Raw genomic sequence first — 26,508 nt, forward strand, 5'->3', positions numbered from 1 at the left:
CGGCCGCAAGGGCAGCCCCTGGTTCGCCGACCGGATGCGCGGCTCGCTGGCCGCCATGGTCACCGAGCACCTCGCCGGTCCCGGGCCGTGCTCGCCGCCGCCGGCAGGTCCGCGTCCAGCGCCCGCATGAACCGCTCGAGGATCTCCGCCGGGCGCGCGGGCGGCGCGAGCGCCGGGTCGCCCGAGAGGATCGCCCGCTGCAGCTCCCGCAGGCCCGGGCCGGGGTCCAGGCCCGCCTCCTCGGCCAGCACGCGGCGCGCGTCGCCGAAGGCGCGCAGCGCGTCCGCCCGCCGCCCGGACCGGTACAGCGCCGTCATCAGCCGCGCCCACAGCTCCTCGCGCAGCGGGTGCCGCGCCGTCAGCGCGGACAGCTCCGGCACGAGCGCCGCGTGCCGGCCGAGCCGCAGCTCCGCGTCGATCCGGTCGCGCAGCGCCCCGAACCGGGCCTCGGCGAGCCGCTGCGCCTCGGCCCGCACCAGCGGGACGTCCGGCACGCCCGCGTAGGCGTCCTCGCCGCGCCAGGCCACCGCCGCGTCGCGCAGCAGCCGGGCCGCGCGGGCGTCGTCGCCCTCCCGCGCCGCCGCGCCGCCCTCCCGGACGAGCCGCTCGAAGGCGTGCGCGTCCAGCTCGCCCGGCCGCACCCGCAGCAGGTAGCCCGGCCCCGTCCGCAGGATGCGGTCCGGGTCGCCGAGCGCGCGGCGCAGCCGGTGCACGTACGACTGGATGTTCTTCGTGGCCGACTTCGGGGGCTCCTCGCCCCACAGGCCGTCGACCAGCGTGTCCAGCGCCACGGGCCGGTTCGCGCCGCACAGCAGCGCCGCCAGCAGCCCGCGCGTCTTCGGGGTGCCGAGCGGGACGGGCCCGGCCGCGCCGCGCACCCGCAGCGCCCCGAGCACCTCGAAGCGGACGGCCGGCCGCGCCGCGCACTCCGGGACGCCCGGTGCCCCCGTGGCGGTGATCCCCGCATCGCTCGCTCTTACCAGGACTCTTGTACCCGACATGAGCCGCCTTCCAGGACGGGATGAGCCTCGTCCCGGACCGTAATGAACACCGATTTCGTCTCGCTTACACGGCGCTCTGACAGGCCCGGACGGACGTAATCGCCGGGCCGCCGCGCCCGCGCGCCCCGCGGGGAATCGCACCGCCCGGGCCGGTGTTGCCGTAGCCGTAAGGCCCCTGAGAGGAGAACGGTGATGGCAACGAAGGCCCTGACGCGCGAGACGTTCGACGAGACGGTCGGCGGCGACGGCATGGTGCTGGTCGACTTCTGGGCGTCCTGGTGCGGGCCGTGCCGCCAGTTCGCCCCGGTCTACGAGCGGGTGTCGGAGCGGCACCCCGACGTGGTGTTCACCAAGGTCGACACCGAGGCCGAGCAGGACCTCGCCGCGGCCTTCCAGATCAGCTCGATCCCGACGCTGATGGTCGTCCGGGACCGCGTGGTGCTGTACTCCCAGCCGGGCGCGCTGCCCGAGGAGGCCCTCGAGGACCTCATCGCGCAGGCCCGCGCCCTCGACATGGACGAGGTGCGGCGCGAGGCGGAGGCCCACAAGAGCGCCTGACCCGTTCCGGGCCCGCCCCGCGCGGGCCCGCCCATGGCCGCCATCGGACGCTTCGCGGACGCGGCGGCCACCGGACGCCCGCGTTGTGCACCATGTGAGCAGGCGGCCGGGGGAGGCGACATGGTCAGGCGCGACGCGCCGCTCGGCCCGCTGGAGGCGGGCGACCCCGTCTCCACGGGGCCGTACACGCTCCTCGGCCGGCTCGGGTCGGGCTCCATGGGCCGCGTCTACCTGGGCCGTTCCGCGGCGGGACGGCTCGTCGCGGTCAAGACCATCCGCGCCGAGCTGGCCCGCGAGGCCGACTTCCGCACCCGGTTCGCGCACGAGGCCGCGGCGGCCCGCCGGGTCAGCGGGGTCTACACCGCCTCGGTCGTGAACGCCGACCCGGACGCCGAGGTGCCCTGGCTGGCGACGGCGTACGTCCCGGCGCCCTCGCTGGAGCTGCTGGTCGCGGAGGCGGGGCCGCTGCCCGTCGCGGCGGTGCGGTGGCTGGCGGGCGGATGCGCGGAGGCGCTCGAGTCGATCCACGCGGCGGGCCTCGTCCACCGCGATCTCAAGCCGTCCAACGTGCTGGTGTGCGCCGACGGGCCGCGCGTCATCGACTTCGGGCTGGCGCACGCGCGGGAGCGGGCCCGGGTGACGCTCAGCCGCGTCGCGGTCGGCACCCCCGCGTTCATGGCGCCCGAGCAGGCGCAGGGGTCGCGGGTCGTGACGGCCGCGAGCGACGTCTACGCGCTTGGCGCGACCCTGCTGTACGCGGCGACCGGCCACGGCCCCTACCGGGGCGAGGGCGCGCTCGAGCTGATGGCGCAGCTCGCCACCCTGCCGCCCGACCTCTCCGGGCTCGCCGTCGAGCTGGAGACGCTGGTGCGCGGCTGCCTGGCCCGCGACCCGGCGCGGCGGCCGGCGCCCGGCGACGTGCTGGCGTCGGTGTCGGACTACCTGCGGCACGGGCGGGCCGAGCCGGGCCTGTCCGGGACGGCGCTGAACCTGGTCAGGGAGTACGCCGAGGGGCCGCGGCTCCCGGTCGGCGAACCGGCCCCCGCCGGCCCCATGCCGGAGCCGGCGGTCCCGGCGGCGGTTCCGGAGCGTCCGCCGGTGGTCATCGGAGGCATGCGGGACGGCCGGTCGTCGGTCTCGTCCGCGCGGACGTTCTTCCGCGAGCCGCGCAACACGATCGCCTCGGTGGCCGCGATCGTGCTCATCGGCGTCGGTGCGCTGCTGGCCCGGACGTTCTGGTCGGGCGGCGGCTCGGCCGGGGCGGACCCCGCCGAGGGACGGCCGCCCGCCGGCCGGGCGGCGGAGCCCCCGGCCCCGCTGGGCGGCGCCGGGGACCGTCCCACCGGGAACCCGCGGATCGTGGTCAACCAGCCGCAGGGCGACGGCGTGACGGTGTTCGTGGTGCACGGGACGGGCTGGCGGCCGGGGGACCAGGTCCAGGTGAGCCTGGACGCCTACGGCGCGCGCCCCGGTCCCGTCGTCGACCACATGGGCACCTTCAACTACGCGGTGAACCAGGCCCACGAGTTCGTCGCGGGCCCGTTGCCGCTCGGCGTGCACACCTTCGCCGCCCGTACCGGCGGCGCCCCCGCCCGCACGACGTTCCGCGTCGTCCCCTAGGTCGGGGGCGTGCTCCTGCGCCTCAGGAGCGAGCCTTGGTCCACTCGGGGCTGTCGAGGAAGTGGTTGTCGAACCGCTCCTGCGACTCCAGCAGCTCCTCCAGCGTCGCCTCGCCCTTGCCGAGCCGGCCGAGCAGCCGGAAGTACTCGAACCGCTCGACGCCCGGCGTGATGACGATCAGCAGGTCCGCGGTCCTGCCGGGCCGGGCGGCGAACGCGTGCGCCATCCCCGGCGGCACGACGACGAGGTCGCCCTCGCCGGCCTCCAGGACCTGCTCGCCGGCCAGGATCTGCGCGGTGCCGCCCAGCATGTAGAACAGCTCCGTGGACCCGGCGTGGTAGTGCGGCGTCGCCCCGTTCCCGCCCTCGGCCAGCGTCACCCGCTGCGTGCTGAGCGCGCCGCCGGTGCTGCTGGAGTCCGCGAGCAGCCGCACCGCCGCGGGCACGTCCCCGACCGTCTCGGCCTCGTCCCCGCGGACCACGACCGCGCCCGGCTCGATCTGCGTCATCGCGCCACCTCCGCGGCCAGCCTAGCCCTCGACGATCAAGCCGCCCACACGGTCTTGGCGTTGCAGAACGCGTGCATGCCCTGCGCGGACAGCTCCCGCCCGTACCCGGACCGCTTGACGCCGCCGAACGGCAGCTCCGGATAGGACGTGGTCATCCCGTTGACGAAGACCTGCCCCGCGTCCAGCTCGCGGACGAACAGCTCCCGCTCGGCCGGGTCGCGCGTCCAGGCGTTGGACCCGAGGCCGAAGCCGGTGGCGTTGGCCAGCTCGATCGCCGCGTCGGCGCCGTCGACCCGGAACAGCGACGCCACCGGCCCGAAGACCTCCTCATGGAACATCCGCATGTCCCGCGTCACCCCGCCGATCACCGTGGGCGGGTAGTACCAGCCGGGACGGTCCGGGCGCTCGCCGCCGCACAGCACCGTCGCCCCCTTGCCCACCGCGTCGGCGACCAGCTCCTCGACGTCGGCGCGGCCCTGCTCGCTGACCAGCGGGCCGACGTCGGTGTCCTCGTCCATCGGGTCGCCGACCTTCAGGGCCCGCATGTTCTCCACGAACAGCCGCTCGAACTCGTCGGCGCAGCCGCCGTCGACGATGAACCGCTTGGCGGAGATGCAGCTCTGCCCGTTGTTCAGGCACCGGGAGGTGGCCGCCGCCTCCGCGGCCGCCGCGATGTCGGCCGACGGCATCACGACGAACGGGTCGCTGCCGCCGAGCTCCAGCACCGTCGGCTTGATCTCGTCGCCGGCGATCGCGGCGACGGACCGCCCCGCCGGCTCGCTTCCGGTCAGCGTGGCCGCCTTGACTCTCGGGTCGCGCAGCACCCGCTCGACCTTCGCGGACCCGATCAGCAGGGTCTGGAACGCGCCCTCGGGGAACCCGGCGCGGCGGAACAGGTCCTCCAGGAACAGCGCCGTCTGCGGGACGTTCGAGGAGTGCTTGAGCAGGCCCACGTTGCCCGCCATCAGCCCGGGCGCGGCGAACCGGATCACCTGCCAGAGCGGGAAGTTCCACGGCATCACCGCGAGCACCGGCCCGAGCGGCTGGTAGTGGACGTAGGCGTCGCGGGCGCCCACGGCCTCGGGGTCGGCGGGGCGGTCGGCGAGGAACTCCGCGGCGTGCTCGGCGTAGTAGCGGCACGCCTTCGCGCACTTGCGCGCCTCCGCGATCGCGGCCTTGAGGGTCTTGCCCATCTCGGTGGTGAGCATCGCGCCGATCTGGTCGGCCTCGTCGTCCAGGATCCGGGCGGCGGCGTTCATCCACTCCGCCCGCCGCCCGAGGTCGGTCGTGCGGTACGCGGCGAACGTCTCGGCGGCCCGTCCGATGCGCCGGTCGACCTCCTCGTCGGCCAGCTCGTCGAAGGTCTTCTCCACGTGCCCGGTCGCGGGGTTCGTGGTGGCGATCGTGGTCATGTCCGGATGCTCCCTGGGTGTCCGCGTGTCCATCGGGACGTGCCCGTGCGCCCTCCCGGGAAACACGGCGCCCGGGCGGCCGCGCCGCGCCGGAACCCCCGTGCGGCCGGGGCTGCGGGCCAGCGTCCGTTTCCTGCTCCTGAGCTGGGCAAACGTGACATGCCTCATACACTTCCCTTGACCGGAACGTTCCACGGAACCGGTGGCGTTTAACCCCCTTTGACACTGCCTTTGAAGGGGAGAGGACCTTGGCGATCCCGGTGATGCTGCGCTCGATGCGCCATCACAACTACCGGCTGTGGGCCACCGCGGACTTCGTCTCGATCACCGGGACGTGGATGCAGGTCCTGGCGATGAACTGGCTCATCCTGTCCATCACCCACTCGGCCACCAGCGTCGGGCTCGGCCTGGTCCTGCAGGCCCTGCCGACCATGCTGCTCGGCCCGTGGGGCGGCGTGATCGCCGACCGGCTCCCCGCCCGCTACGTCGTGGCCGCCGGGCAGATCGCGCAGGCCGCGCTGTCGACCGTGCTCGCGGTGATCGCCGCGGGCGACCCGTCCGGCACCGGCGGCCTGTACGCGATCTCGCTGGCGTCCGGCATGGTCACCGCGATGACCTCGCCCGCGCTCGGCCGGTTCGGCGCCGAGGTCGTCGGCCCGGAGGACCTGTCCAACGGCCTGGCGCTCGGCTCGGTGCTGAGCTCCGGCGGCCGGATCCTCGGCATGAGCCTCGCCGGCGTGATCATCCCGCTGGCGGGCGTGCCCGGCGCGTTCGCCGCGAACGCGGTGAGCTTCCTCGGCGTGCTGCTGGCCATCGCGCTGATGCGCACCAAGGAACTGCACGTGCTGCCGCCCGCGAAGCCGGGCGAGCGCGGCATCGTGGCCGGGTTCCGGTACGTCCTCGGCAACCCCCGGCTGCTGATCATGTTCGGGCTGGCCTTCGCGCTCGGCAGCCTCGGCCGCAACTACCAGGTGACGATGGCGGCGATGAGCGAGGGGCCGCTGCACGGCGGCGCCGGCGGCTACGGCGCCCTGTCGGTGCTGTTCGCCGTCGGGACCGTCCTCGGCGGCGTGTACGCCGCGTCCCGCACCCGGCTCCCGCTCCGGCTGCTGCTGATCACCGCGACGATCTGCTCCGCCGGCCAGCTGCTCAGCGGCTTCGCGCCGTCCCTGGCGCTGTTCGGCGCCGCGATGCTGCCGATCGCGGCCGGCGCCGTCGTGCTGGACACCACCGTCGCCACCCGCGTCCAGCTGGACAGCCCCGGCCACCTGCGCGGCCGCGTCATCGCCGCGCAGGGCATGGTCGGCGCCGCGTCCGGCGCGGTCGGCGGCCCCGCGCTCGGCGCGCTCTGCGACACCCTCGGGCCCCGCACCGCGCTCATGCTGGCCGGGACCGTCTGCCTGGCGGTCGCGCTCGCCGCCGCCTACGGCTTCGCCCGCGTCCGCCGCACCCGCCCGGCCACCGCGGCGACCCTCCCGGCCGCCGCGCCGACCCCCGGCCTGGTCGCGGCCGAGGCCTGACCGTTCCGGCCGCCGGCCCGGTCACGGCGCCGCCGCCAGCCGGGCGCGCAGGCCGGCGGCGGCGCAGAGCACGGCCTCCCATTCGCCGGGCGAGGCGTCGACCGGACGGTGCGCGGTGAAGAGCGGGTTCAGCTCGACCCGCCGGTCCCCGGCGACCTCGCCGGCGAAGTCGAGCATCCGCCGCGCCGGGTCGTCGCCGCGCCGCGCGCCGAGCGTGGCGACGACCTCGTCCAAGGCGGCGGCGAGGTCCGCGCCCGGAGCCGTGACCGTCCCGCCGCAGCGGGCGAGCTGCTCCTCATAGCGGTCCTCCCAGAACTCCACGCGCCATCCCGGCCACAGCCCGCCGAGCGCGGGCACCAGGCCCGTGCGGGACCCGTTGATCCAGACGCCCGCCGTCCGCGCGCCGGTGTCCACGTGCAGGCCGCCGGAGGGGATCTCCCGCAGGTCCAGCCGGGAGCGCCCGCCGGCGGGCAGCCGGTCCAGCAGGGCCGGCCCCTGCCACGCGGTGTGGACGTACCACCCGAGCGGGTAGGCGACGCACCCCTCCGGCGTCCGGACGGTGAGGAGGTGGACCTCCTCGTCGAGGTCGGTGACGGTCTCCCCTGGGAGGAGCCGCTCCTCCTCGTCGGGGGCGCGGACGGCCGACCGGTCGACGCCGGCCGCCGCGGCGAGGTCGCCGACGCCGTCGTAGGCCCAGCGGACCGTCCAGCCCGGCCACATCTGCTCCAGCAGCGCCAGGAAGGCCCGCTTGCACGGCAGTTCCAGCATGAGCTGATCGCCGTAGAACACCAGCCGCCGCGTCGTGCGGTCGACCACGGCGCCGCCCTCGGCCCAGACGTCGTCCATCCAGTCGCGCCGCGGGTCGTCGCAGCGGTGCTGCGCGGCGATGAACCGGGCCGCCGGGTTCGGGCCCGCGGCCAGCGCGGAGCACACCATGTCGGCTCCCCAGTGGGAGTAGTGCAGCCGCACGCCGCCGGCGTCGATCAGCGCGAAGTTGGCGCGGGCACCCATGGGCGGTGACGGTACCGGCCGCCGTGTCCGTGGCCCAGTGGTTTGCGCGGTGGTCAGCCGGTGGCGGGGCGGAGAAGGGCCTCCTGGGCGATGGACGCGACGAGTGTGCCGTCCGCCGTGTGGAGCGTTCCGCGCGCGAGGCCCCGCGCGCCGTGGTTCGTCACCGGCTCCACCGAGTAGAGCAGCCACTGGTCCACCCGCGGCTGACGGTGGAACCACATCGCGTGGTCCAGTGTGACGGCCGTGACGAGCCGCTTCGGCGAGCCGGGCGCGCGGGCGCTGCTCACCACCCCCATGTCGGACAGGTAGGCCAGCAGGCACGCGTGCAGCGCCGGATCGTCGCCGACCGGCCGGTCCGCGCGGATCCAGAACGGGTGCGGCATCGGGAACTCGCCCTCGCCCGGCGGGTTCACCACGCGGATCTCGAACCCGATCGGATGCTTGAAGAACCCCGGCAGCGTCGGCTCCGGCAGCCCCTCCGGAGCCGGCGTCCCGGACGGGCCGGGCGGCTGCCAGTCGAAGCCGTCCTCCGGGTCGTGGAACGAGGCGATCAGCTCCAGGATCGGCTTGCCGCCCTGGCTCGCGGTGACGTGCCGGGTGGAGAACGAGCGCCCGTCGCGGGTGCGGGCCACCTCGAACCGCAGCGGCTCCTCCGGGGCGCCCGGACGGATGAAGTAGGCGTGCAGCGAGTGCGGCGGCCGCCCGTCCGCGGTGCGGCAGGCGGCCCGCAGCGCCTGCCCGGCGACCTGGCCGCCGAACAGCCGGGGCCGTCCCACCGACGGGGAGTCCGCCACGAAGACGTCGCCGCCGAGCGCCGTCAGGTCGAACAGCCGCGCCATGTCCTGCGGGGCGTCGCCCATGAACCCTCCCCATGAACCGGTCCGGAGCCCGTCGGGCCGCGTACGGCGCCGACCTTATCCGCGCGGCCGGACGAACCGGTCATCCGGGTGGGAACACTCCGCGGTTGGGGAGAGCGGTGCGAGCGCCGCGCGCCGCCGACCTATGATCGCCGTGGGGGACGGCGGAGCGCCCGGGGGCCGTCGGCGCTCGCCCGGTCCCGCCGAGGAGATGAGAGAGGCAATGGCTGATATCACCGAGGCGCCCGAGTGGACGGCGCTGGCCGAGCACCAGGCGGCGCTGGCGGGCCGGAACCTGCGCGAGCTGTTCGCCGAGGACCCGGGGCGCGTCGAGCGCATGACCGTGACCGCCGGGGACCTCTGCCTGGACTACTCCAAGCACCGGGCGACCGCCGAGACGCTGGGGCTGCTGGTGGCGCTGGCGGAGCGGGCCGGGCTGCGCGACCGGATCGCGGCGATGTTCTCCGGGGAGCACATCAACGTCAGCGAGGACCGCGCCGTCCTGCACACCGCGCTGCGGCTGCCGCCGGGGGAGGCGCTGACGGTGGACGGGCAGGACGTCGCCGCCGACGTGCACGCCGTCCTGGACAAGATGTCCCGGTTCGCCGAACGCGTCCGCTCGGGGGAGTGGACGGGGTTCACCGGCAAGCGGATCACCACCGTCGTCAACATCGGTATCGGCGGCTCCGACCTCGGGCCCGCGATGGCCTACGAGGCGCTGCACGACTACGTGGACGCCGGGATCTCCTGCCGGTTCGTCTCCAACATCGACCCGGCCGACATCGTCGGCAAGCTCGCCGGGCTCGACGCCGAGCAGACGCTGTTCGTCATCAGCTCCAAGACGTTCGGCACGCTGGAGACCCTCACCAACGCCAAGGTCGCGCGGCAGTGGCTGATCGACGCCCTCGGCGACGACAAGGCCGTCTCCCGGCACTTCGTCGCGGTGTCGACCAACGCCGAGCGCGTCGCGGACTTCGGCATCGACACCGACAACATGTTCGGGTTCTGGGACTGGGTCGGCGGCCGGTACTCCTTCGACGGCGCGATCGGCCTGTCGCTGATGATCGCGATCGGCGGCGAGGCGTTCCGCGAGATGCTGGCCGGCTTCCGCGTGATCGACGAGCACTTCCGCACCGCGCCGTTCGAGGCGAACATGCCGGTGCTGATGGGCCTGCTCGGCGTCTGGTACACCGACTTCTTCGGCGCGCAGACCCGCGCGGTGCTGCCCTACAGCCAGCGGCTGTCGCGCTTCCCCGCCTACCTCCAGCAGCTGACGATGGAGTCCAACGGCAAGTCGGTGCGGGCCGACGGCGCGCCCGTCGTGGCGCAGACCGGCGAGATCTTCTGGGGCGAGCCCGGCACCAACGGCCAGCACGCCTTCTACCAGCTGCTGCACCAGGGCACCCGGCTCGTCCCGGCCGACTTCATCGGGTTCGCCGAGCCGTTCGAGGACCGGGCGGGCATGCACGACCTGCTCACCGCGAACCTGCTCGCGCAGACGTCCGCGCTGGCGTTCGGCAAGACCGCCGACGAGATCGCCGCCGAGGGGACGCCCGCCGCGGTCGTGCCGCACAAGGTGATGCCGGGCAACCGGCCGACCAGCACGATCCTGGTCCCGAAGCTGACCCCGAAGACGCTCGGCGAGCTGGTCGCCCTCTACGAGCACATCGTGTTCGTCGAGGGGACGATCTGGGGCATCGACTCCTTCGACCAGTGGGGCGTCGAGCTCGGCAAGGTGATGGCGCAGGACCTCGCGCCCGCGCTCACCTCCGAAGAGCCGCCCGCGGACGCGCCTGACGCGTCCACGGCGGCGCTCGTCCGCAGGTACCGCGAGCTGCGCGGCCGCCGGGTCTGACCGGCCTGGAACGGAACGGGCCCGCCGGTGCGACCGGCGGGCCCGTTCCGTTTCGCGTCCGGGGTCAGGCCCAGCCCTGCTCCTCCAGGATCGCCCGGTACTCGGCGTAGGAGATGAACCCGTCGAGGTTGGCGTCGGCCTTCTCGAACCGGTCCTGCGTCTCCGCGCGCGTCCACGCGAGCCCGAGGTGCTCCAGGACGAGCGTGAACTCCATCAGGTCGAGCCGCTCGTCCTTGCCGAGGTCCGCCTTGGTGAACACGGCGAGAAGATCGTCCTCGGTGGGCCTGGTGGTCATCGTGCTCCTCTGAACTGGTCCGATATGCCCGCATCATAGACTCCGGGCATGCGCCGATCGAGCAGCACCGTGGTCGTCGTGGCGGGGGAGCGGGCCGGGGACGTGGTCGCCGGGCTGGACGGGCTGCACAACGTCCGCGCCCTCGTCCGCGGCGACGCCCCGCACGCCGAGTTCGCCGCGCTGGTGGGCCGCGCCGGCGGCACCTACGTCGTGCACGACGACGACCCGCTCGCCGCCGTCCGGGACGCCTGGACCGCCTTCTTCGACGGGGTGTCCGCGCCCGGCCCGCTGGAGGTCGCCGTCGAGGAGGCCCTCGCCGCGCTGCGCGCGGACCGCGTCCAGCTCCCCGACTACTACGTCGTCCTCGACCCCGAGGAGCTGCCCGAGACGGTGCGGCACTGGTGGCTGGGCGTGCTGGCCGGCGCCGCGCCCGCCCGCGTCGTCCCGGCGCCGTCGTCGCCGCCGCGGGTCGCCGCCGAGCTCGGACGGCTGTCGCCCGGCCGCTGGTGGCCGGACGACCTGGCGTCCTGGCTGCGGGAGCTGCCCCGCACCGTCCCCGACCGCGCCGGCCTCCCCGCGGGCTAGCCGGCGCCGCCGGTGATTCGCGGCCGGTGATTCGCGGCCGGTCACTCGCGGCCGGTCACTCGCGGCCGGTCACTCGCGGCCGGTCACTCGCCGCCGGTCAGCTCCGGGACGCGATGCCGGTACCGCTCGATGAGCGCGGTGTTCCGCTCGTCGCCGCCCGGCACGTTCGCGCTCGTCCACCTGGGCGGCTCCACGCCGCGCGCGGCGGCGAGGTCGTCCAGGTCGGCGAGGATCCGCGACCAGGCGTAGGCGGCGAGGATCGTGGAGACCGCGGCGGTCCGCGGCGCCTCCGGCGGGTGCAGGACGTCGCCGGGCGGCACCCGGGTGTCCACCACGATCGCGGCGTGGTCGGCGAGGGTCGTCGCGGCCCGGGCGGCGGCGCCGCTCGCGGCGCGGGCCGAGGTCACCGCGACCACCGGGACGTCCCGGGCCGCGCACTCCTCGGCGATCTCCACCGGGTACGGGTTGCTGCCGCTGGTGGAGAACACCACCGCGACGTCCGGCGGGGCGGGCGCGGCCTCCTTGACGACGGCCCGGCCGACGCCGGTGCGCCGCTCGGCGCGGGTGCTGCGGACGGCGTCGTCCAGCGGGAGCACGTCCGGCGCCCAGATCGGGCGGACCGCGGCGAGCCCGCCGGCCCGGTAGAACGTCTCGCACACCATCACCAGCGAGTGCCCGGCCCCGGCGACGTGCACGATCCCGCCCGCCTGGACCGCGTCGAGCAGCAGCGCCGCCGCCGCGCCGATCGCCTCCCCGGAGGCGGCGTCGAGGTCGTCGAGCAGGGCCCGCACCCGGCCGGGGAGCCGCTGCCGCGCGGCGTCAGGCATCGGGCACGGCCTCCTTGAGGACGCCGGCGAGGTCCTCGCGGCCGGGCGCGGCCCGCAGCCGGTCGGCCAGGCCGTCCGACAGCGACCGGGCCAGCGCGGAGAGCGTGCCGACGTGCGCGTCCGGGTCCGGCGTGCAGAACGCCAGCAGCAGGTCGACCGGGTCGTTGTCGGGATGCCCGAACTCCACCGGCGCGGCCAGCCGGGTCACGCCGACGCCGACGGCCAGCCCCCCGTCCTCGGGACGTGCGTGGACGAGCGCGAGGCCCTTGGTCAGCACGATGTACGGGCCGTGCTCCTCGACGACCCGCTCGCACGCCGCCGGGTAGCCGTCGCCCGCGGCGCCCGCGTCGACGAGCGCGGAGGCCGCCTCCCGGACGGCCTCGCGCCAGTCCCGCGCGGCGACGTCGTCGTTCGCGGCGATGACGGTCACGGCATCCACCCCTGCTCGGTCAGCCGCTCCTTCAGCTGCGCGGCCAGGCCGTCTTTGTCGAGGAAGTCGCTGATCGTGATGACGACGGGCGCGAGGTCGGCGATCTCGCCGGTGTGCATGCCCTGCCCGATCACCACGTCGGGGGACATGCCCCGCGCGGACGAAACGTCGGTGTTCTCCACCCGGGCGTCCACGCCGAGCGAGCCCAGCGCGTCCTCGGCGGTCATCTTCAGCATCAGGCTGGAGCCCATCCCGACCCCGCATACCGCGAGGACCTCCAGCCGCCTGTCCAGTGCCATCTCGGTTCCCTCCGTTGTGGGTCGTTCACGCCTTCGCGGTCGCCGCGTCGGCGGGCGCGGTCTCGCCCTCGACGGCCGCACGGCGCCGGTCGGCGCGTCCGAGCAGCACCAGGGTGACCACGGTCGCGGCGAGCGCCACGACCGGGACGAGCCAGACCGAGCCCTTGCCGATGACGGGGTCGGCCGCCTTCAGCAGCCAGCCGATCGCGTACCAGTCGGGGTCGGCGAGGGTGGACAGTTCCGGCGCCGTCCGCTCGTACAGCCCCCAGGTGAAGCCCTGGCCGACCGCGAGGATCAGGCCGGACACCACGCCGCCGAGGACGGCGCCGCGCCAGCCCGCCACGACGTTGCCGAACAGACCGGCCGCGCCGCCGACGAAGAACAGCATGATCATGGGCGGGGCGAGGGTGAACCAGCCGGCCGCCGCGGAGACCGCGAGGCAGGCCAGGAACACCACCGTGGACGTCACGAACCCGAGCATGACCGCGGTCGGCGCGACGGGGAAGACGGTCGGCGCGTCCAGCGCGGGCCGGGTGCCCGGGATGACCCGGTCGCTGAACCCCTTGAACGCCGGGACGATCTCGCCGAGGAACATCCGGACCCCGTACAGCAGGATCGCGATGCCGCCCGCGAACCGCAGCCCGACCAGCAGCCCCCACACCCATGGGGACAGCTTGTCGTCCATCTCGGCGGCGGCCTTGGCCACCACGCCGTGGTCGGCGAACGCGACCCCGAGCAGCATGATCACCGAGATGATCAGCGCGGTGCTGATGTTGACGTCCTTGAAGAACGACAGCTGCCGGGGCAGCGTCAGCTTCTCGGTGTCGTGCTTGTCGCGGCTGCCGAGCGGCCGGGCGGCGTAGCCGGTGATGAGGCAGGCCAGCGAGCTGGTGTGCGCGTACCCGAACCGGTCGTCCGGCATCACGCGGCGCATCAGCGGCCGCATCCACAGCGGCTGCAGCGTCCAGTACGCGGCGACGAACCCGGCCCCGCACAGCACCAGCGTGAGCTGGTTCGCGCCCGGCGCGATCGTGACGAGCGACGCGACGGTCACCGTGCTGATCCAGAACATCAGGTGGCCGGTCAGGTACAGGTACCGGGCGGCGGGGAAGAGCCGCACGATGAGCACGTGCGCGAGGAACGCCACCGTGATCACCAGCGCGATCGTCCCGCCCTGCTTCGACAGGAAGTCGGTGAGCGAGTGGTCGGCCTTCGGCGGCGTCGTGCCCATCGCGCTCGCCAGCACCGTCTGGAAGCTGGCGAGCCCGCCGGTGAACACGTCGACGCCGATGAACAGGATCACCACGCCGATCGTGGCGCGCAGCGCGCCCGCGACGACGTCCTCCGCCCGCTTGCGCTGCAGGATCAGCCCGGCGAGCGTGATGAGCCCGATCAGGATCGGGACCTGGCCGAAGACGTTGTTCGCCAGGAACGTGAGGATGTCCTTGATGACGCCCATGGTGAAGTCGCCTCACTTCTCAGGGGTGGAACGTGCGCTGCGGCCCCCGCCAGCGCTGATGGACGGTCGTGCCCGGGGCGCGTGCCGCACGCGCGCCGGGGGAGCGGTCAGTGGGACGGCGGGCGGAGGTCGAGCTCGAGGCGGTACCGGTCGCCCCGGTAGAGGGACCGGACGTACTCCAGCGGCCGGCCGTCCTCGTCCCGCGTCACCCGCTCGAACAGGAACGCCGGCGTGTGCACCGGAACCCCCAGCTCGGCGGCCTCCTCCAGGGTGGTGACGGTCGGCTCGATCGTCTCGGTGCCCGACGCGATCACGATGCCGGCGCCGCGCAGCAGGTCGTAGAACGACCGGCCCTCCAGGACGTCCCGGCGCAGCCCGGGCATCAGCGCCCGGGGCAGGTAGAGCGTCTCGATCGCCATCGTGGCGCCGTCCGCCAGCCGCAGCCGCCGAATGGTAAACACCTCTTCGGTCGGCGGCAGGGCCAGCCGCCTGCCGATCCGCGCCCCCGCGGTCTCCGTGCGGAACGACAGCACGCGGCCGCCCGGCTTCATCCCCCGCCGGATCATGTCCTCGGTGAAGGAGGTCATGGTGAGCGGCACCGCGATCCGCGGTTCGGCCACGTAGGTGCCGCTTCCGTGCCGCCGTTCGAGCAGCCCTTCGGCGACGAGGCCGTCCACGGCCTGCCGTAACGTGGGCCGGGAGACGCCGAGGTCCTCGACCAGCCGGCGTTCGGACGGCAGCGCGTCACCGGGCTCCAGGCCCTCGAGCATGGCGAGCAGCTCGCGGCGGACCGCCTGCCGCTTCGTGTTCCCGTTACGGCCCTCACCGCCAGTCCGCACGCCTGCACCCTTCCATGGAGCCGATCCCGTCGTCGCACACGCTACGTCCGATCATGGCGACTGGTCAATACCACTTTGTCGATGTTTGCCATGGCGGCGGGCGCGGCCCCGGCCTACCGTCACCGAAGATCGTCCTGACACCGGCCGAGCGCCGCGCCCGGGCGGCGCGGCGGGGGAGGCGGCGATATGAAGCGGCGCGTTCGTGCGGGCCTGGCGCTCGCGGTCCCGCTCGTCCTGTCCGTTCCGGCGGGCGCGGCGGCGGCCGGGGCGGGCGCCGGTCCGCCGGGCGACCGGCCCGGCTGGCGCCTCGTCGCCGCGGAGACCTTCGACCGGCGGCTGGACGACGCGCGGGTGCCGTGGAAGCCCGACGACGACGGGCCCGGCAGCCCGTACAACGTCGACATGTACGACAACGACGGCGCGTACTTCGCGACGGTGGGCGGCCCGGCGTTCCGGACGCAGCTCGCCAAGGTCCGCACGTACCGCAAGTCCTTCGCGTTCGGCCGGCGGGGCTGGCTCACCGCGGAGCTGGCCGCCCGTGACCGCGACGGCGACGGCCGTCCCGACGGTACGCCGACCCTCACGTCCGGGCACGGCGTGGCGAACCTCGACGAGCCCGACTACCGCGGCGGCGTCGTCATCCGCTCGACGCGCGACCTGCCTTCCGAGTACCGCGTCGAGATGACGCTGCGCGGCCTCGACTTCGGCGGCGAGCGCAATGGCTCATGGGACTATCCCGACGGCCGGATCAACGGCTACGCGCCGGGAGGCTGCAAGACCGTCTTCCCGTGGGCGTCGGGCGGCGACTTCTCCAGGCCCGAATGCGAATGGGCCGACGCCCGCACCGACTCCAACGGCTTCTACTACATGTCGATCATGGATTACCGGCGCGTCGCGCCGCACGACAACATCTTCGTCCACGGCCACCGCAAGGTCGCCATGGACGGCTACAACAGGTACAAGTACACGGGATCGGGACTCAAGTACTGCAACCCCGCCACCAGGCAGTACGAGCCGTACTCCGCCGGGACGGGAAACGGCGTCAACGCCATTTTCATGACCGACGACCGCCGGTATCCGGCCATGCCCGGCACCGAGTACCTGATGCAGAGCGAATGCGGCTTCGTCAAAGGCGGCGCGATCGTGTCGACGGTCGACCTGCGGCCGGAACTGCTGCCGCATAACCCGTACACCTTCGCGATCGAGCGGCGGAACGGGGCCTACACGATGGAGATGTCGGGCGTCTTCGCGCACGTGGGCCAAGCGACGTTCCGGTACACCCGGAAGTTCGTCCAGGACGGCGAGCCGATCTGGCACTACAACCAGAGACCCGGCGAGTACGACGGCCGCTACGACGCCGACTGGACCTGGAAGGGGCCCGGCGGCACGCTCGTCGACCGCGGCACCTGGCCCGCCGGCTCCGCCTATCCGGACCGGTTCATGATCGGCGATCCGCACATGAACTTCTACGAGGGCACGGCGAAGGTCGACGACATCCGCCTGTACACGCCGGAGAACCGTTCGGCCGGCTCGGGCACCGCGCGCGGCGGGTGAGCCTCCAGCAGCCGGATGCCCGGCGGGGCCGGTGACCTGCCGAGACGAAGTCGCGGAACAGGTGTTCTGCGGCATTTCTCCGGGGTTCACTCCGCGGCCGGGATCCGCTCCTACCGTGGGCCGTGCCGTCTCCGGAGGGAGAGGATCCCGATGCCGCGTCCCCGCCGGCTCCTCGCCGTGGTCGCCGCCGCCGGACTCGCCGGCCTGGCGATCGGATACTGGGCTCCGGGCCCCGAGGGGGCCGCGGCGGCCCTCGCGTCGGTCCGGCCCGCCCGCTTCAGCAGGGCTTCAAGGAGCTGATCTTGTAGCCGAACTCGGTGGTGTTCCCCTTGGAGCCCACCAGCGGCTCGCGCGCGGCGGCGCGCTTGTCGCCCTTGTAATGGGCGTGCTCGTAGAGGCACCAGCGGCGCCCCGTGCGGTTCCACGCCGACAGCACGTGGTCGTTGAGCCCGCCCTCCAGTTCGCTGAGATCCCGCGCCTTGTGCGCGAAGGACAGGCGGGCTCCGCCGCCGTTCCTGTCGTGCCAGATGCACATCCGGCCGCGCGGGCAGGCGTCGTAGCCCGCCACCGACGGCGCCGCCACCGGCGTTGACGACGCCGACGCCGTCACGACCGGCGCCCCCGCCGCCAGCGCCGACGCCATGAGGACCAGTCCGGCCCGAGTTCCGACTCGCACACCCACCGCCTTACGGCCACCCCATCGTGACCCTAGAGAACGACTCGGTCACGGATCGTAGCCTGCCGATCTGTCAGGCCACCGCCCGCGCCGCCACTGGTGAGACAGGTGTGGCCGGGGCGTGACGCCGGTCGCGCGCAAGGGGACCGGGCGCGGCCGCTGCTCGCACGGTGCGGCCCCGGGGGGTTCGCGATCATTCGCCCTCCGTTCGGCTGCGCGCCCCGTCGGCGCCACTCGCGATCTCTAAGTTCCTGCGGCGGCGTCTAAGACGGGAACCGACATGGGCAGAAGCAGGGCCGTCCGGGCTCGCGGCATCACGAAGTCGTTCGGCGAGGTGGTCGCGCTCGACGACGTCGATCTGGAGGTCGAGGCCGGGCAGGTGCACGGCCTGGTGGGCCCGAACGGCGCCGGCAAGACGACGCTGCTCGGCCTGCTGCTCGGCCTGGCGGTCGCGGACCGCGGCCGCCTGGAGATCCTGGGGACGCCCGTCGGCCGGACGCTCGCCGTCCCCGACGGCGTCGCGGGCTTCGTGGACGGGCCCGGCCTCTACCCCTCGCTCACCGCGCGGCAGAACCTCACCGCCCTGGCGAGGCTGCGCGGGCACGACTCCGCCGCCGGCGTCGGCGAGGCACTGGAGCAGGTGGGGCTCACCGACGTCGCGGACGACCGGGTGCGGGGCTTCTCGCTCGGGATGCGGCAGCGGCTCGGGCTGGCCGCCGCGCTGCTCACCCGGCCGCGGCTGCTCGTCATCGACGAGCCCGCCAACGGCCTCGACCCGGCGGGCAAGCGGCACGTGCACCGGGTCATCACCGGGCTCGCCGCGGACGGTGCCGCCGTCGTCATGTCCAGCCACCGGATGGACGACCTCGCCGCCCTGTGCCCGGAGGTCACGATCCTCTCGACCGGGCGGGTCGTGTTCTCGGGGCCGGTGAGCAAGCTCGCCGCCGAGGTCGGCGACCTCGACCACCGGCTGCAGACCTCGGACCCGGCGGCGGCCCGCGAAGTGGCGTCGGGGACGCCCGGCCTGCGGGTCGTCCGCGGCCCGGACGACGGCGCGGGCGGCGGCGTCAGCGGCGGTGCGGACGCCGGGGTGCTCGTCGTCCGCGGGCCGGTGGAGGCCCTCGACGACCTGGTGGTGCGGCTGGTCGGGGCCGGTGTCGCGGTGCGCGGGCTGGCGCCCGTGGTCCCGCCGCTGGAGGCCGCCTTCCTGGCGCTGACCGGGACCGGGACCGAGCCCGGGACCGCACCCGGGACTGCGCCCGGCGAGACCGAGGAGGACCCCCGATGACCGCCACCGCCACCACCGCCGGACCCGCCGCGGACGAGGCCCGTCCGGCGCCGCTGCCGCGCGGCTACCGCTTCGAGCTGGTCAAGCTGCTGTCCCAGTGGCGGATCCGGCTGGTGCTCGCGGTGTGCTGGATCGGTCCAGCCGCGTTCGTGGCCGCGGTGAGCCTGCAGACCTCGCTCCCGGCCGACACGGTCTTCGGCCGCTGGATGCACGCGTCCGGCTGGGCGGGGTCGCTGGTGGTGCTGGGCTTCTCGTGCAGCTGGGCGCTGCCGCTGCTGACGTCGCTCGTCGCGGGCGACGTGTTCGCCGCCGAGGACCGGCTCGGCACCTGGCGCCACCTGCTCGTCGCGGTCCGCTCCCCGCGCCGGATCTTCGTGGCGAAGGCCCTCGCGAGCCTCACCGTGATCCTGGCGATGACCGCGGGGCTGGCCGTCTCGGGCATCGCCGGGGGGCTGGCCGCCGTCGGCGGCCACCCGCTCGCCGGCCTCGACGGCCACATGCTGTCCTCGGGGGACGCGGCCACGACGGTGCTGCTCGCGTGGTGCTGCGCGCTCGCGCCGACGCTGGCGTTCGCGGCGGTCGGGCTGCTCGGCTCGGTGGCGCTCGGCCGCTCGCCGATGGGGCTGCTGATGCCCGCGCTCCTCGCCGTCGGGCTGCAGCTCGCGCAGATGCTCCCGCTGCCGGTCGCGGTGCGGATGGCCCTGCCGAGCGAGGCGTTCCTCGCCTGGCGCGGCCTGTTCACCGCCCCCGCGCAGACGCGCCCGCTGCTCATCGGCGTCGCGGTCGGCCTTGTGTGGGCGGCCGCCGCGACCGCGCTGGCCTACCGGCTGTTCCTGCGCCGCGACTTCACCGACCTGGCCTACGACGGGTCGGGGCGCCGCGTCACCGTGAGCGGGGTGCTGCCGCTGGCCGGCCTCGCCGTCCTCACGGTCGCGGTGGTCTCCTGGACGACCCCGGCGCACGGATCGGGGATCGAGCGGGTGAAGCTCGAGCGGTCCCTCGCCACCTCGTACGCGCACCTCTACCGGCTGCAGACCCGCGAGCTGCACCGTCCCGCCGTCACCGAGGCGCAGCTGAGGGCCACCGCGTCCTGCGACAAGGGCGGCGACCGCGTCGCCGACGAGGGGCCGGGCAACGACTGGCGGTGCGTCGTGACGTGGCACCTGCCCGGCGTGGCGTCCGCGGGCACCGCCATCTACCAGCTCGACGTCACCGCGGACGGGCGGTACGTCGCCGACGGCGACGGTCCGAAGGAGGTGAACGGCTACTTCCAGGTGCGCACCTCGAGCGGGGATGCGCCCAACCCCCTGTGGCAGTTCGACGGCGACGTCGATCTGCTCGCAAGCCCCGCCAGTGCTCAGAAGGGTTAGTCCATGCACGTCATACGTCAACGCCGGAGCCCCGCGGAGAACCGCTCCGGGGTGTTCCGCCGGCTCGGCGGCCGCCGGGTCCGGATCGTCGCGGCCGGTACGGCCGCGCTGGCCATCGCGGCGAGCGGAGGAGTCGCCTACGCGTCGACGCACGCGTTCGGCACGCACAAGGTCGGCGACACGACCGGCCTCGGCACGCTGCTCGCGAGCGACCAGTTCGACAAGCCGCTGGGCGACCGGCTGCTCGTCGACAACGGGAAGCTGCTGTCCTCGACGATCAGCCCGGACGGCCGGTACCTCGCCGCCCTGACCACCGACAGGTCGATCGCCCTGACGATCGTCGACCTGAAGGACTACAAGGTCCTCCAGCAGGCGGGCACCGCCGCCGACGCGGACCTGAAGATCAGCAACAACAACGTCGGGCAGGAGGGGCCGACCTACTCCCCGGACGGCAGGACCCTCTGGATGCCGCAGGTCAACGGCTTCGACCGCTTCCCGGTGAACGCCGACGGCACCGTCGGGGCCCCGACGTTCGTCACGATCCCGAACGACGGCTCGAAGCACCCGCTGCCCGCCCAGGCGGTGTTCTCCGCCGACGGCGCCACCCTGTACACCGCCGTCAACGGCCAGAACCGCGTCGTCGCGCTGGACCCGGCCACGGGGACGATCAAGCAGAGCTGGACCGTCGGGAACGCTCCACGCGACCTCGCCCTGGTCGGCGGCAAGCTCTACGTCAGCAACGAGGGCGGGCGTCCCGCGAAGGACGGCGACCAGACCCTCAACTCCTACGGCACCCAGGTCCCCGCGGACCCGAAGACGGGCGCCGCCACCACCGGGACGGTCAGCGTCATCGACGTGGGCGGCTCGGGCGGCTCGGTGAAGTCCATCGACGTGGGGCTGCACCCGACCGCGCTGCACGCCGCGAACGGGGTGCTGTTCGTCGCCAACACCGGCAGCGACACCGTCTCCGTCGTCGACACCTCGAAGGACGCCGTCGTCCAGACCATCACGACCCAGCCCTGGCCCGGGGCCAAGGTCGGGTACGAGCCCGACGGCGTCACCCTCACCGCCGACGGCCGGCTGCTGGTCACCCTCGGCCGCGCCAACGCCCTCGCCGTCTACCGGTACAAGAGCCCCAAGGAGCCGGTCGGGTACGTCGGCCTGCTGCCGACGGACTACTTCCCGGAGAACGTGACGACGGTCGGCGGGCAGGTGGTCGTCACCAACCTGCGCGGCATCGGCGAGCGCGGCCCCACCCGCACCATCGACAAGGGCGCCGGCACGTCGCCGGCGACTGGCCACAACACCCACGACTCGACCGGCTCCCTGCTGCGGTTCAAGCTGCCGGACGACCGCATCGTCAGGGCCTACACCGCCAGGGTGTTCCAGCAGAACGGCTGGGACGCCGCGTCGCTCATCGGGCTGCGCACCGGCGGCCGCGCGAAGGCCGTGCCGGTCCCGGTCCGGCTCGGCGACCCGTCGACCATCAAGCACGTCTTCCTGCTCGTCAAGGAGAACCGCTCCTACGACCAGATGTTCGGTGACGACAAGCGCGGCAACGGCGACCCGTCGCTCGCCCAGTTCGGCGAGAACGCGACGCCGAACCAGCACGCGCTGGCCCGCCAGTTCGGGCTGTACGACAACACCTACGACGTCGGCACCAACTCCGCCGAGGGCCACAACTGGCTCATGCAGTCCGACAACCCGGAGTACACCGAGTCGGGCGCCGGCCTGTACACGCGCAGCTACGACACCGAGGACGACGCGCTCGGCCACCAGCGGTCCGGCACGCTGTGGAGCGGCGTCCAGGCCGCCGGCGGCACCGTCAAGAACTACGGCGAGTTCCTGCAGTTCGAGACCAAGCCGTCCGGTGCGACCTGGCAGCAGTTCTACTGCGACGCGAGGACGATGGCGGACACCGGCCAGAACACGGCCATCAAGACCGACTCGTCGTCCCCGATCCCGTCGCTGAACGACGTCACGGCGCACGACTACCCGAAGTTCGACACCAACATCCCCGACATCTACCGGTACGAGATCTGGAAGCGCCACTTCGACGCCGAGGGCCCGGCCTCCCTCAACATGTTCTGGCTCTCCAGCGACCACACCGGCGGCGCGCCGAACCCGATCGCGCAGGTCGCCGACAACGACCTCGCGGTGGGCCGGATCGTCGACCACATCTCGCACAGCAAGTACTGGAAGGACAGCGCGATCTTCGTCATCGAGGACGACACCCAGGACGGGGTCGACCACGTCGACGGAGCGCGCGGGCCGGTGCAGGTCATCAGCCCCTACGCCAACCACGGCAAGGTCGACAGCCACTACTACTCGCAGATCACGGTGGTCCGCACCATCGAGCAGATCCTCGGGGTCCGGCCGATGAACCAGAAGGACAGCGCGGCCACCCCGATGTACACCGCCTTCACCGGGCGGCCCGACTACACGCCGTTCACCGCCGTGCAGAACCGCGTCCCGCTGACCTACGGGCTCAAGACGCCCCCGGCCTGCGGCGACGACCCCGTCCCGACGGCGAAGGCGTCGCTCGCCCCCGCTCAGTCGCCGACCCCGGCGGTGCCGGCGGGGGAGAAGGGCGTCGCGAACCTGTGGGACGCGTGGAACCGGCAGCAGCACCAGAACGACCAGAACCCGATGCCGGACCGCGCCAACCCCGACCAGATGGACCACTACACGTGGTACCTGACCCACGGGTTCACCAAGCCGTACCCGGGTGAGAAGAAGATCCTCACCCCGGCGGAGGTGCCCGGCCGCTACCTGCCGTCGCCGGACGCCGACGGCTGACCCGGACCGACGCGCAGCACAGGCGGCCCGCCGGGGGACTCTCCCGGCGGGCCGCCGCACGTCAGGCGGTGCTGGCGGGTGCGTCAGGCGGTGGTGGCGGCGGGGGCGCCCGAGCGGTACTCCTGCGGGCTCATGCCGTGCTCCCGCTTGAACGCGGTGCTCAGCGCGAACGCGGTGCCGTAGCCGACCTGCCGCGCGACGGCGTCGAGCGTGGCGTCGCTCTCGCGCAGCAGGTCCGCGGCCTGCGCCAGCCGGACGCCGGTCAGGTACGCCATCGGCGGCTCGCCGACGAGCTTGCCGAACCGCTGCGCGAGCGCCGCCCGGGAGACGCCGACCTTCGCGGCGAGGTCCGCGACCGTCCACGGATGCGCGAGGTCGTCGTGCAGCAGCCGCAGCGCGGGCCCGACGACCGGGTCGCCGTGCGCCCGGTACCAGCCGGGCTGCTCCGCCTCCGGGCGGGACAACCAGGCGCGCAGCGTCTGGATCAGCAGCAGGTCCAGCAGCCGGTCGAGCACGACCTCCTGGCCCGGCTCGTCCTTGACGATCTCCTCGTCGAGCAGCCCGACCAGCGGCGACCGCCAGGTGTCGCCGCGCACGACCGCGAGCGGCGGCAACGCCGCCAGCAGCCGCTGCGTGACGGCGCCGCGCGTCTCGTAGGTGCCGACGAGCATCACCGCCCTGCCGCCCGGGTCCGTGCCCCAGGCGCGCACGCCCAGGTCCATCGCCTCCGACAGGCTCGTCCCGTCCGGGGTGGTGCAGCGCTGGCCCGGGTGGATGACGATCTGCGGTTCGGTGGCCGGGTCGTCCGCGACGACGTACGGGTCCGGGCCGCGGCAGATCACCAGGTCGCCGGCCCGGACGTGCACGGGCGCCCCCTTGTCGGGGATCACCCACGCCTCGTCGCGGACCACGGCCACCAGGGTCAGCGGCGCCTCGTCCTGGATCCGCATCGACCACGGCGGGTTCAGCATCGAGCGGATCATGAACGCTCCGTGCGCGCGGGGTCCGTCGAGGAGGTCGGTCAGGGCGTCCATGCGATCAGCGTAAAGGGCGTGGACGCTCGCGTATGGAGTCCGGCTTCTCAACGATGTTGGACGAGAGGCCCCGGCGGTTGACTCGAGGGCATGACGAACACCACCACGAACACCACCACGAACACCACGACGAACACTCAGGCGACCACGGCGGCGGACGCCCGGGAGGACGGCCTCGTCCTCGTGCTCGGCGGGACGGGCAAGACCGGCCGCCGCGTCGTCGAGCGGCTGGAGGCCCTGGACGTCCCCGTCCGGATGGGCTCGCGGTCGGCCGACCCCCGCTTCGACTGGACCGACGAGACCACCTGGGCGCCCGTCCTGAACGGCGTCGAGGCGGTGTACCTGTCCTACTACCCCGACCTCGCCGCCCCCGGCGCGCCCGAGGCGATCGGCGCCTTCACCGCCGCGGCGGCGGCCGCCGGAGTGCGCCGGGTCGTGCTGCTGTCGGGACGCGGGGAGGAAGAGGCGCAGGCCTGCGAGCGGGTCGTCCAGGACTCCGGCCTGGAGTGGACCGTCGTGCGGGCCGCGTGGTTCGCGCAGAACTTCAGCGAGGACTACCTGCTCGACCCGGTCCGGGCCGGCGAGGTCGTCCTGCCGGCCGGCGATGTGCCCGAGCCGTTCGCCGACGCCGACGACATCGCCGACGTGGCCGTCGCCGCCCTCACCGGCGACGGGCACGCCGGCGAGGTCTACGAGGTCACCGGCCCGCGCGCCCTCACCTTCGCCGAGGCGGTCGCCGAGATCGGCCGCGCCGCGGGACGCGAGATCGCCTATGTCCGGGTCGGCGCGGACGACTACGCGGCGGCGCTCGAGGAGCACGGCCTGCCCGGCGAGGTCATCGGCCTGCTGACGTACCTGTTCACCACCGTCCTGGACGGCCGCAACGCCGAACCGGCCGACGGCGTCCGCCGCGCGCTCGGCCGCGAGGCGCGCGACTTCGCCGTCTACGCCCGCGAGACCGCCGCCACCGGCATCTGGACCGCCTGAACCCGCCCGCCGGCGCCCGGGACCCGATCCCCGGACCGCGGCCCGCGCTCGCCCGCCGAGCGCGGGCCGCGCCCGGCTTGCGCTTACGATCACGGGATGAGCGGTGTGTACGCGATCAGCGACCTGCACGTCGGATTCCCCGAGAACCGCGCCTTCGTCGAGGCGCTGAAGCCGGAGGCGCCGGGCGACTGGCTGATCGTGGCGGGTGACGTCGCCGAGAAGTTCGCCGACGTCGAGTGGGCGCTGGGCGCGCTGGCCGGGCGGTGGGAGCGCGTGCTGTGGGTCCCCGGCAACCACGAGCTCTGGACGGTCAAGAACGACCCGGTGGCGCTGCGCGGTGAGGCCCGCTACCGGCGGCTCGTCGAGATGTGCCGCGGGCTCGGCGTGCTGACGCCCGAGGACCCGTACCCGGTCTGGGACGGCGCGGACGGCCCCGTCACGGTCGCCCCGCTTTTCCTGCTGTACGACTACACGTTCCGGCCGGACGGCGCGTCCACCAAGGAGGAGGCGCTGGCGATCGCGCACGAGTCCGGAGTCGTCTGCACCGACGAGGTCTACCTTCACCCGGACCCGCATCCCACCCGGGACGCGTGGTGCGACGCCCGGATCGCCTACACCGAGGAGCGGCTCGCGGCCCTCGCCCTCGGCACCCGGACCGTCCTGGTCAACCACTGGCCGCTCGTCCGCGAGCCCACCCGCGTGCTCTGGTACCCGGAGTTCGCGCAGTGGTGCGGGACCGAGCGCACCGCCGGCTGGCACGCCCGGTTCGGCGCCGTCGCCGTCGTGTACGGGCACCTGCACATCCCCCGGACGATCTGGACGGACGGCGTGCCGCACATCGAGGTGTCGGTCGGTTACCCGCGCGAATGGCGCAGGCACGGCGGCGAACCGAAGGGGCCGCGCCGCGTCCTCCCCGTCCCCGCCCGGTCCTGACGCCTCAGCCGGACGCGTCCGGCGCCCCGCCGGACTCACCAGAACCGCCGGGCGCGATGCCGGACGCGCCGGGGGCGATGCCGGAGGCGGCGAGGGAGAGCAGGCGATCGGCGGCGCCGGGCTCGTTCTCGGCGGCCATGGCGATCCCGCCGGCCAGCTTCAGCACGTCGAGGAACGCGGCCCCGGCGGGCGCCTCGCCGGCCTGCTGCGCGCGCGCGAAGAGCGCCTCGCCCGCGTCCCGCATCGCCCGGCACGACCGGAACGCCTTCGGGCGCTCGCCCTGCAGGGAAACCAGGACGGACGGGGCCGTCCCCCGGAACTGCGACACGGCGGCCACGAAGCCGTCCAGCCAGGTGAGGAGCGCCCGCCCGGGCTCCGGCGACGCCAGCAGCTCGCGGCCCCGCTCGGCGAGCGCGTCGTAGGCGTCGGCGAGCAGCGCCTCCAGGAGGTCCTGCCGGGTGGGGAAGTGGCGGTAGAGCGTCCCGACGCCGACGCCCGCCCGGCGGGCGACCCCCTCCAGCGAGGCGCCCGCGCCGTCGCGCAGGAACATCTCGCGCGCGGCGGCGAGCAGCCGGGCGCGGTTGCGCCGGACGTCCGCGCGCGGCGCACGGGTGCGCGGCGTGTCGTCGCTGGTCACCTGGGTCCCCGGTCCTTCCTGACGCGTGCGCGACCGCGGCGTGCAGGGGATGGTCCGCGGTGTTGGAACGTTCCCTGAAGTCTAGTCGCACCGTGTCGCGCCGCCCCGGGCAGGCGGCCGCCGGACCCCCGGCCGGGGGTCCGCCGGACCCCCG

The 26,508-nt window shown here is 74.1% G+C and carries 26 protein-coding genes; 12 read left to right on the forward strand and 14 right to left on the reverse strand.

What is annotated here, in order from left to right:
* Positions 1–59: 59 nt before the first annotated feature.
* Positions 60–1,001, reverse strand: coding sequence for an AfsR/SARP family transcriptional regulator (locus AB0C78_RS46795; RefSeq protein ID WP_360761445.1), 942 nt, complete (start codon positions 999–1,001; stop codon positions 60–62).
* 192 nt (positions 1,002–1,193) lie between these two features.
* On the opposite strand from AB0C78_RS46795, the gene trxA reads away from it, so the two are divergent.
* Entirely contained in the window at positions 1,194–1,559 is a 366-nt protein-coding gene (gene trxA, locus AB0C78_RS46800) for a thioredoxin (RefSeq protein WP_151542320.1), read from the forward strand.
* Positions 1,560–1,679: 120 nt separating this feature from the next.
* The gene (locus AB0C78_RS46805) at positions 1,680–3,179 is read left to right on the forward strand and encodes a serine/threonine-protein kinase (RefSeq protein WP_360761447.1); all 1,500 of its coding nucleotides are present in this window, start codon (positions 1,680–1,682) and stop codon (positions 3,177–3,179) included.
* A gap of 22 nt (positions 3,180–3,201) precedes the next feature.
* Here AB0C78_RS46805 and AB0C78_RS46810 read toward each other — a convergent pair whose 3' ends face one another.
* Entirely contained in the window at positions 3,202–3,687 is a 486-nt protein-coding gene (locus AB0C78_RS46810; protein ID WP_360761449.1) for a cupin domain-containing protein, read from the reverse strand.
* A gap of 35 nt (positions 3,688–3,722) precedes the next feature.
* Positions 3,723–5,099 carry an NADP-dependent succinic semialdehyde dehydrogenase gene (locus tag AB0C78_RS46815; RefSeq protein ID WP_360761451.1) on the reverse strand — a complete coding sequence of 459 codons (1,377 nt, stop codon included), beginning with the start codon at positions 5,097–5,099 and terminating at the stop codon, positions 3,723–3,725.
* Positions 5,100–5,347: 248 nt separating this feature from the next.
* On the opposite strand from AB0C78_RS46815, the gene AB0C78_RS46820 reads away from it, so the two are divergent.
* Entirely contained in the window at positions 5,348–6,619 is a 1,272-nt protein-coding gene (locus tag AB0C78_RS46820; protein WP_360761453.1) for an MFS transporter, read from the forward strand.
* Between the two features lie 21 nt (positions 6,620–6,640).
* On the opposite strand, the gene AB0C78_RS46825 is transcribed toward AB0C78_RS46820, so the two are convergent.
* A complete protein-coding gene (locus AB0C78_RS46825; protein WP_360761455.1) occupies positions 6,641–7,630 on the reverse strand; it encodes a hypothetical protein in 990 nt (329 codons plus the stop codon).
* A gap of 53 nt (positions 7,631–7,683) precedes the next feature.
* Positions 7,684–8,490, reverse strand: coding sequence for an acyl-CoA thioesterase domain-containing protein (locus tag AB0C78_RS46830; protein WP_360761457.1), 807 nt, complete (start codon positions 8,488–8,490; stop codon positions 7,684–7,686).
* Between the two features lie 220 nt (positions 8,491–8,710).
* Between AB0C78_RS46830 and pgi the strand changes: the two genes are divergently transcribed.
* Positions 8,711–10,342: a glucose-6-phosphate isomerase gene (gene pgi / locus AB0C78_RS46835; RefSeq protein WP_360761458.1), complete on the forward strand. Its 1,632-nt coding sequence runs from the start codon at positions 8,711–8,713 to the stop codon at positions 10,340–10,342.
* A 64-nt stretch (positions 10,343–10,406) separates the two neighbouring features.
* Here pgi and AB0C78_RS46840 read toward each other — a convergent pair whose 3' ends face one another.
* On the reverse strand, positions 10,407–10,637 hold the full coding sequence (locus tag AB0C78_RS46840) for an EF-hand domain-containing protein (RefSeq protein WP_360761460.1): 231 nt from the start codon (positions 10,635–10,637) through the stop codon (positions 10,407–10,409).
* Positions 10,638–10,685: 48 nt separating this feature from the next.
* On the opposite strand from AB0C78_RS46840, the gene AB0C78_RS46845 reads away from it, so the two are divergent.
* The gene (locus AB0C78_RS46845) at positions 10,686–11,222 is read left to right on the forward strand and encodes a hypothetical protein (RefSeq protein WP_360761462.1); all 537 of its coding nucleotides are present in this window, start codon (positions 10,686–10,688) and stop codon (positions 11,220–11,222) included.
* Between the two features lie 83 nt (positions 11,223–11,305).
* Here the strand turns inward: AB0C78_RS46845 and AB0C78_RS46850 are convergent, their stop codons facing one another.
* The 5 genes from AB0C78_RS46850 to AB0C78_RS46870 form a co-directional block, all read right to left on the reverse strand.
* Positions 11,306–12,049, reverse strand: a complete 744-nt coding sequence (locus AB0C78_RS46850) for a sugar isomerase domain-containing protein (protein WP_360761464.1) — start codon at positions 12,047–12,049, stop codon at positions 11,306–11,308.
* Positions 12,042–12,479, reverse strand: a complete 438-nt coding sequence (locus AB0C78_RS46855; RefSeq protein ID WP_360761466.1) for a PTS sugar transporter subunit IIA — start codon at positions 12,477–12,479, stop codon at positions 12,042–12,044. Before AB0C78_RS46855 ends, AB0C78_RS46850 begins: the two co-directional genes overlap by 8 nt.
* Positions 12,476–12,778 (reverse strand): PTS sugar transporter subunit IIB, encoded by a 303-nt coding sequence (locus tag AB0C78_RS46860; protein ID WP_360761468.1) that lies wholly within the window; start codon positions 12,776–12,778, stop codon positions 12,476–12,478. Before AB0C78_RS46860 ends, AB0C78_RS46855 begins: the two co-directional genes overlap by 4 nt.
* 25 nt (positions 12,779–12,803) lie before the next feature.
* The gene (locus AB0C78_RS46865) at positions 12,804–14,237 is read right to left on the reverse strand and encodes a PTS ascorbate transporter subunit IIC (RefSeq protein WP_360761469.1); all 1,434 of its coding nucleotides are present in this window, start codon (positions 14,235–14,237) and stop codon (positions 12,804–12,806) included.
* Between the two features lie 107 nt (positions 14,238–14,344).
* Positions 14,345–15,076 carry a GntR family transcriptional regulator gene (locus AB0C78_RS46870; protein WP_360761471.1) on the reverse strand — a complete coding sequence of 244 codons (732 nt, stop codon included), beginning with the start codon at positions 15,074–15,076 and terminating at the stop codon, positions 14,345–14,347.
* A 186-nt stretch (positions 15,077–15,262) separates the two neighbouring features.
* On the opposite strand from AB0C78_RS46870, the gene AB0C78_RS46875 reads away from it, so the two are divergent.
* Both AB0C78_RS46875 and AB0C78_RS46880 read left to right on the forward strand, forming a co-directional pair.
* Positions 15,263–16,630 carry a hypothetical protein gene (locus AB0C78_RS46875; RefSeq protein WP_360761472.1) on the forward strand — a complete coding sequence of 456 codons (1,368 nt, stop codon included), beginning with the start codon at positions 15,263–15,265 and terminating at the stop codon, positions 16,628–16,630.
* Positions 16,631–16,780: 150 nt separating this feature from the next.
* Positions 16,781–16,930, forward strand: a complete 150-nt coding sequence (locus AB0C78_RS46880) for a hypothetical protein (protein ID WP_360761473.1) — start codon at positions 16,781–16,783, stop codon at positions 16,928–16,930.
* Here the strand turns inward: AB0C78_RS46880 and AB0C78_RS46885 are convergent.
* Complete coding sequence (locus AB0C78_RS46885; protein WP_360761475.1) at positions 16,908–17,306, reverse strand: peptidase inhibitor family I36 protein; 399 nt, start codon at positions 17,304–17,306, stop codon at positions 16,908–16,910. The genes AB0C78_RS46880 and AB0C78_RS46885 overlap by 23 nt on opposite strands.
* Positions 17,307–17,586: 280 nt before the next feature.
* Here AB0C78_RS46885 and AB0C78_RS46890 point away from each other — a divergent pair, with 280 nt between their 5' ends.
* From AB0C78_RS46890 to AB0C78_RS46900, 3 genes are read left to right on the forward strand one after another with little or no spacing between them, the layout of a single operon-like run.
* The gene (locus AB0C78_RS46890; RefSeq protein ID WP_360761476.1) at positions 17,587–18,594 is read left to right on the forward strand and encodes an ABC transporter ATP-binding protein; all 1,008 of its coding nucleotides are present in this window, start codon (positions 17,587–17,589) and stop codon (positions 18,592–18,594) included.
* Positions 18,591–19,964, forward strand: a complete 1,374-nt coding sequence (locus tag AB0C78_RS46895) for an ABC transporter permease (RefSeq protein ID WP_360761478.1) — start codon at positions 18,591–18,593, stop codon at positions 19,962–19,964. The genes AB0C78_RS46890 and AB0C78_RS46895 overlap by 4 nt, the downstream gene beginning before the upstream one ends.
* A 3-nt stretch (positions 19,965–19,967) precedes the next feature.
* Complete coding sequence (locus AB0C78_RS46900) at positions 19,968–22,763, forward strand: alkaline phosphatase family protein (RefSeq protein WP_360761480.1); 2,796 nt, start codon at positions 19,968–19,970, stop codon at positions 22,761–22,763.
* Between the two features lie 83 nt (positions 22,764–22,846).
* Here the strand turns inward: AB0C78_RS46900 and AB0C78_RS46905 are convergent, their stop codons facing one another.
* On the reverse strand, positions 22,847–23,797 hold the full coding sequence (locus tag AB0C78_RS46905; RefSeq protein WP_360761482.1) for an AraC family transcriptional regulator: 951 nt from the start codon (positions 23,795–23,797) through the stop codon (positions 22,847–22,849).
* 90 nt (positions 23,798–23,887) lie between these two features.
* On the opposite strand from AB0C78_RS46905, the gene AB0C78_RS46910 reads away from it, so the two are divergent.
* Positions 23,888–24,784 (forward strand): NAD(P)H-binding protein, encoded by an 897-nt coding sequence (locus AB0C78_RS46910; RefSeq protein WP_360761483.1) that lies wholly within the window; start codon positions 23,888–23,890, stop codon positions 24,782–24,784.
* Between the two features lie 96 nt (positions 24,785–24,880).
* Positions 24,881–25,717 (forward strand): metallophosphoesterase, encoded by an 837-nt coding sequence (locus AB0C78_RS46915; RefSeq protein WP_360761485.1) that lies wholly within the window; start codon positions 24,881–24,883, stop codon positions 25,715–25,717.
* A gap of 4 nt (positions 25,718–25,721) precedes the next feature.
* Here the strand turns inward: AB0C78_RS46915 and AB0C78_RS46920 are convergent, their stop codons facing one another.
* Positions 25,722–26,354, reverse strand: coding sequence for a TetR/AcrR family transcriptional regulator (locus AB0C78_RS46920; RefSeq protein ID WP_360761487.1), 633 nt, complete (start codon positions 26,352–26,354; stop codon positions 25,722–25,724).
* Between the last annotated feature and the right edge of the window lie 154 nt (positions 26,355–26,508).

This window comes from Actinomadura sp. NPDC048394 (genome assembly GCF_040651755.1).
GTDB lineage: Bacteria > Actinomycetota > Actinomycetes > Streptosporangiales > Streptosporangiaceae > Spirillospora > Spirillospora montaniterrae.

What these genes read in the sequence shown, in the direction of transcription:
- AB0C78_RS46805 (WP_360761447.1), top strand. Translation starts at nt 1,680, where the DNA reads ATGGTCAGGCGCGACGCGCCGCTCGGCCCGCTGGAGGCGGGCGACCCC.
- AB0C78_RS46860 (WP_360761468.1), bottom strand. Translation starts at nt 12,778, where the DNA reads ATGGCACTGGACAGGCGGCTGGAGGTCCTCGCGGTATGCGGGGTCGGG.
- AB0C78_RS46865 (WP_360761469.1), bottom strand. Translation starts at nt 14,237, where the DNA reads ATGGGCGTCATCAAGGACATCCTCACGTTCCTGGCGAACAACGTCTTC.
- AB0C78_RS46910 (WP_360761483.1), top strand. Translation starts at nt 23,888, where the DNA reads ATGACGAACACCACCACGAACACCACCACGAACACCACGACGAACACT.
- AB0C78_RS46850 (WP_360761464.1), bottom strand. Translation starts at nt 12,049, where the DNA reads ATGCCTGACGCCGCGCGGCAGCGGCTCCCCGGCCGGGTGCGGGCCCTG.
- AB0C78_RS46915 (WP_360761485.1), top strand. Translation starts at nt 24,881, where the DNA reads ATGAGCGGTGTGTACGCGATCAGCGACCTGCACGTCGGATTCCCCGAG.
- AB0C78_RS46895 (WP_360761478.1), top strand. Translation starts at nt 18,591, where the DNA reads ATGACCGCCACCGCCACCACCGCCGGACCCGCCGCGGACGAGGCCCGT.
- AB0C78_RS46825 (WP_360761455.1), bottom strand. Translation starts at nt 7,630, where the DNA reads ATGGGTGCCCGCGCCAACTTCGCGCTGATCGACGCCGGCGGCGTGCGG.
- AB0C78_RS46840 (WP_360761460.1), bottom strand. Translation starts at nt 10,637, where the DNA reads ATGACCACCAGGCCCACCGAGGACGATCTTCTCGCCGTGTTCACCAAG.
- AB0C78_RS46845 (WP_360761462.1), top strand. Translation starts at nt 10,686, where the DNA reads ATGCGCCGATCGAGCAGCACCGTGGTCGTCGTGGCGGGGGAGCGGGCC.
- AB0C78_RS46795 (WP_360761445.1), bottom strand. Translation starts at nt 1,001, where the DNA reads ATGTCGGGTACAAGAGTCCTGGTAAGAGCGAGCGATGCGGGGATCACC.
- AB0C78_RS46900 (WP_360761480.1), top strand. Translation starts at nt 19,968, where the DNA reads ATGCACGTCATACGTCAACGCCGGAGCCCCGCGGAGAACCGCTCCGGG.
- pgi (WP_360761458.1), top strand. Translation starts at nt 8,711, where the DNA reads ATGGCTGATATCACCGAGGCGCCCGAGTGGACGGCGCTGGCCGAGCAC.
- AB0C78_RS46890 (WP_360761476.1), top strand. Translation starts at nt 17,587, where the DNA reads ATGGGCAGAAGCAGGGCCGTCCGGGCTCGCGGCATCACGAAGTCGTTC.
- AB0C78_RS46875 (WP_360761472.1), top strand. Translation starts at nt 15,263, where the DNA reads ATGAAGCGGCGCGTTCGTGCGGGCCTGGCGCTCGCGGTCCCGCTCGTC.
- AB0C78_RS46815 (WP_360761451.1), bottom strand. Translation starts at nt 5,099, where the DNA reads ATGACCACGATCGCCACCACGAACCCCGCGACCGGGCACGTGGAGAAG.
- AB0C78_RS46810 (WP_360761449.1), bottom strand. Translation starts at nt 3,687, where the DNA reads ATGACGCAGATCGAGCCGGGCGCGGTCGTGGTCCGCGGGGACGAGGCC.
- trxA (WP_151542320.1), top strand. Translation starts at nt 1,194, where the DNA reads ATGGCAACGAAGGCCCTGACGCGCGAGACGTTCGACGAGACGGTCGGC.
- AB0C78_RS46830 (WP_360761457.1), bottom strand. Translation starts at nt 8,490, where the DNA reads ATGGGCGACGCCCCGCAGGACATGGCGCGGCTGTTCGACCTGACGGCG.
- AB0C78_RS46880 (WP_360761473.1), top strand. Translation starts at nt 16,781, where the DNA reads ATGCCGCGTCCCCGCCGGCTCCTCGCCGTGGTCGCCGCCGCCGGACTC.
- AB0C78_RS46905 (WP_360761482.1), bottom strand. Translation starts at nt 23,797, where the DNA reads ATGGACGCCCTGACCGACCTCCTCGACGGACCCCGCGCGCACGGAGCG.